The organism is Chitinophaga sp. (assembly GCF_036566945.1).
GTDB lineage: Bacteria > Bacteroidota > Bacteroidia > Chitinophagales > Chitinophagaceae > Chitinophaga.
Map to the genome: position 1 here is coordinate 1 of NZ_DATCVJ010000739.1, position 2995 is coordinate 2995.

A 2995-nucleotide genomic window follows, 5' to 3' on the forward strand; every position below is an offset into this window, starting at 1 on the left:
CATCAGTATAATCCTGAATAAGACAAAAAATCGCGTTAAGACCTTATATTTAGCAGGTAAATAGCCTACATGAAAATTATATGCCACTACTATACCTCCCTGCATGCTTTCAATGTTCCATTTTCCCTGCTCCTGGGATGCTTTGGAACGCTGGGCAGTCATAAGCTGGACGGCTTCCTGCTGACTTTTATCATCTCTCTTCTGTCAGGCGGCTTTTTGTTGGCCTTGTTTTTCTACGGACTCCGATATAGTAACCGCTACTACTTTTATTATAACAAAGGATTTTCTAAAATGAAGCTGATAGGTTTATCGTACGGGATGAACGTAGTGGTGCTGATGGTGTATCTGTTGATCAAAAACAGTATCGCATGAGTATTCATCAGCTGGTGGCAGATAGCGTTTTTAAGTACTTTGGTACGAGAGAATTGCTGACCGATTGTTTTGTGCGTTGTAATACCGGAGAGGTGATTGGTATTTTAGGGAGAAATGGTTGTGGCAAATCTACTTTTCTGAAAATCATTTTCGGCACGGTTTCCTGTCACCATAAATATGTTAGCATCGATGGCATCCGGTATGAAACACCTTATAAACAAGGGCTGATGGCTTATTTGCCGCAACATGATTTTTTGCCGGGCGATCTCGCGGTCCGGAAAGTGATCTCCTTATTTTTAGATAGCTCCATGGCGCAGGAACTGGTGAGCACGAATGAAAATATATTATCCCATCTCTCTAAAAAAGTAAATGATTTATCCGGCGGAGAAAGAAGATACCTGGAGATATTATTACTGCTGCATTCCCCTGCGAAATTTATTTTGCTCGATGAACCTTTCCATTCCCTGGACCCGTTTTTCAAGGAAAAGATTGCGGCGCTGATTGAAGCTGGCAGGGCCACCAAGGGGTTTATTATTACCGACCACGACTACCTGAATATAATTGGTAGCAGCGATCGAATTATCTTAGTGAGAGAAGGCGTTTTCAAAAATATCAAGATATTGTCTGAACTGGAGGATTTGGGTTATTTGCCCAGGGGGAGTTTGAACAATCTTTAAAATGAATCGGACATTTCGACAAAACGAAGACCACTTTATAATGGCATGGATGCCGGGATGGATGCCGATGAAATGTCTAATTATGCCAAAGTGGAACATGCTTTCCACCAGCGTATGAGAAACAAGGAAACAGTGTTAGTCCGGGAAATTATTGCCTACGGCATGGCCCAAAAAGAAATCCGTCCTCTGAAAGTAAAGGAACAGGAACTGCTCACTTTTTTGTTGTTGACCAGTTTACACGGATTGAAAACAGAAATGGTGATTAATAATAGTTTCAGCCAAACGGAAGCTGCTGTAAAAGCATTGGCCGGCCTGACTATTCATGGGTTAAAGGGATAAAAAAAATTGCAACATTTTCGACAAATAACCATTTTGTGTCGAAGTGTTTAATACAATTTAAAAATCAGTTTATTATGCAATGGCTTCATTATTTTAGTGGCTTTTGGGCAGGTATGTTTTTAACCAATGCCATCCCGCATTTAGTGCAGGGCATTTCCGGTAATATCCCTACACCGTTTGCCAAGCCATCCGGTAAAGGTTTATCTTCTCCTTTTATTAATGTACTTTGGGCGTTGTTGAATGTTGTGATCGGGTATTGGTTGCTGATGTCCGGAAAAGTGTCCACAGCGGATCATCTGTCTATGCTTACTTTCTTTGCTGGTATGGCGGTCATCAGTCTTTTTTTAGCAAAAAGATTTGTGCACAAGGATAAAGCGTGAAGGCATTGACGTCAGTTATGGGCTTATCAGTAGAAAAACAAAGCATATGAAGTATATCAGTGTATTGACAGGCATTATTTTATGGGGAACCACCGTTGCAACGGCACAAACGAAGGTGGTACCAGTATTTGAATCCGGACAGGAAGGCCATGCCAGCTACCGGATTCCGGCAGTGGTGGCTTTACCCAATGGTGAAATACTCGCCTTTGCCGAAGGTAGGGTACATGACTCCGATGACTTCGGGGATATTGATATTGTGATGAAGCGTAGTAAAGACAACGGTAACACCTGGTCGGCCTTAACACAGGTGGTAGAATATGATACCAAACAGGCGGGTAATCCGGCGCCGGTAGTAGATTTGAGCGATCCTGCTTTTCCGCATGGCCGTATTTTCCTGTTTTATAATACCGGCAATGAACATGAAGGGACGGTACGTAAGGGTAAGGGCTATCGCGAAGTATGGTATGTGGTATCAGCAGATGGTGGCAGTACCTGGTCGGCGCCGGTAAACATTACCACGCAGGTGCACCGGCCCAATCAGCCGGCAGTGAATCCGGCGTATAATTTTAAGGAGGACTGGAGAAGTTATGCAAATACGCCCGGTCATGCGATGCAATTCAGCAAAGGGAAATACAAGGGCCGTATTTATGTAGCGGCGAATCATTCTGCGGGCAATGTGAAGCATGCATTTGAAGATTATAGTGCACATGGATTTTATACCGATGATCATGGGAAAACATTTCACCTCGCGGAATCCCTGCCAATACCCGGTTCCAACGAAGCTACTGCTGCGGAACTATCTGCCGGCAGGCTGATGATCAATACCCGCAATCAACGGGGTGATGTAAAAGCCAGGCTGATAGGCATCAGCGACGATGGCGGGGCAACCTGGAATAAGACCTATACGGATAAACAGTTGCCCGATCCGGTTTGTGAAGGAAGCTTACTCACTATAGGCTGGAAAAAAGAGAAGGCCATACTGGCTTTTTGTAATGCGGCAGATACGGCCACCCGTGATAATCTGACGCTGCGTATCAGTTATGATGAAGGCAATACCTGGCCTAAATCATACGTGGTAGCCAGTAGCGGGAAGTCGGTGCCCAGCTATGCTGCGTATTCGGATATTGTAAAAATAACGGACCGGCAGATCGGGGTGCTTTATGAAGCAGATAATTACGCCCGGATTGTATTTAAGATGGTTCAATTGTCAAAACCGTAAACGTGCGA

Annotated in this window: 5 protein-coding genes; all 5 read left to right on the top strand. The window is 44.1% G+C overall.

Annotated features, from left to right (window positions below; genetic code table 11):
* The first annotated feature begins 69 nt into the window (after nucleotides 1-69).
* The 5 genes from VIP81_RS22200 to VIP81_RS22220 all read left to right on the top strand — a co-directional run bounded on the left by VIP81_RS22200 (nucleotide 70) and on the right by VIP81_RS22220 (nucleotide 2987).
* Nucleotides 70-372, top strand: coding sequence for a hypothetical protein (locus VIP81_RS22200; protein WP_331966524.1), 303 nt, complete (start codon nucleotides 70-72; stop codon nucleotides 370-372).
* On the top strand, nucleotides 369-1049 hold the full coding sequence (locus VIP81_RS22205; protein WP_331966527.1) for an ATP-binding cassette domain-containing protein: 681 nt from the start codon (nucleotides 369-371) through the stop codon (nucleotides 1047-1049). Before VIP81_RS22200 ends, VIP81_RS22205 begins: the two co-directional genes overlap by 4 nt.
* A gap of 45 nt (nucleotides 1050-1094) precedes the next feature.
* Nucleotides 1095-1388 (top strand): hypothetical protein, encoded by a 294-nt coding sequence (locus VIP81_RS22210; protein ID WP_331966530.1) that lies wholly within the window; start codon nucleotides 1095-1097, stop codon nucleotides 1386-1388.
* 74 nt (nucleotides 1389-1462) lie between these two features.
* Nucleotides 1463-1768, top strand: a complete 306-nt coding sequence (locus VIP81_RS22215; protein ID WP_331966533.1) for a hypothetical protein — start codon at nucleotides 1463-1465, stop codon at nucleotides 1766-1768.
* 46 nt (nucleotides 1769-1814) lie between these two features.
* Nucleotides 1815-2987 carry a sialidase family protein gene (locus tag VIP81_RS22220; protein WP_331966536.1) on the top strand — a complete coding sequence of 391 codons (1173 nt, stop codon included), beginning with the start codon at nucleotides 1815-1817 and terminating at the stop codon, nucleotides 2985-2987.
* Nucleotides 2988-2995: the final 8 nt, after the last annotated feature.

Coding starts and splice junctions, on each gene's coding strand:
- VIP81_RS22200 (WP_331966524.1), top strand. CDS start 70: ATGAAAATTATATGCCACTACTATACCTCCCTGCATGCTTTCAATGTT.
- VIP81_RS22205 (WP_331966527.1), top strand. CDS start 369: ATGAGTATTCATCAGCTGGTGGCAGATAGCGTTTTTAAGTACTTTGGT.
- VIP81_RS22210 (WP_331966530.1), top strand. CDS start 1,095: ATGGATGCCGGGATGGATGCCGATGAAATGTCTAATTATGCCAAAGTG.
- VIP81_RS22215 (WP_331966533.1), top strand. CDS start 1,463: ATGCAATGGCTTCATTATTTTAGTGGCTTTTGGGCAGGTATGTTTTTA.
- VIP81_RS22220 (WP_331966536.1), top strand. CDS start 1,815: ATGAAGTATATCAGTGTATTGACAGGCATTATTTTATGGGGAACCACC.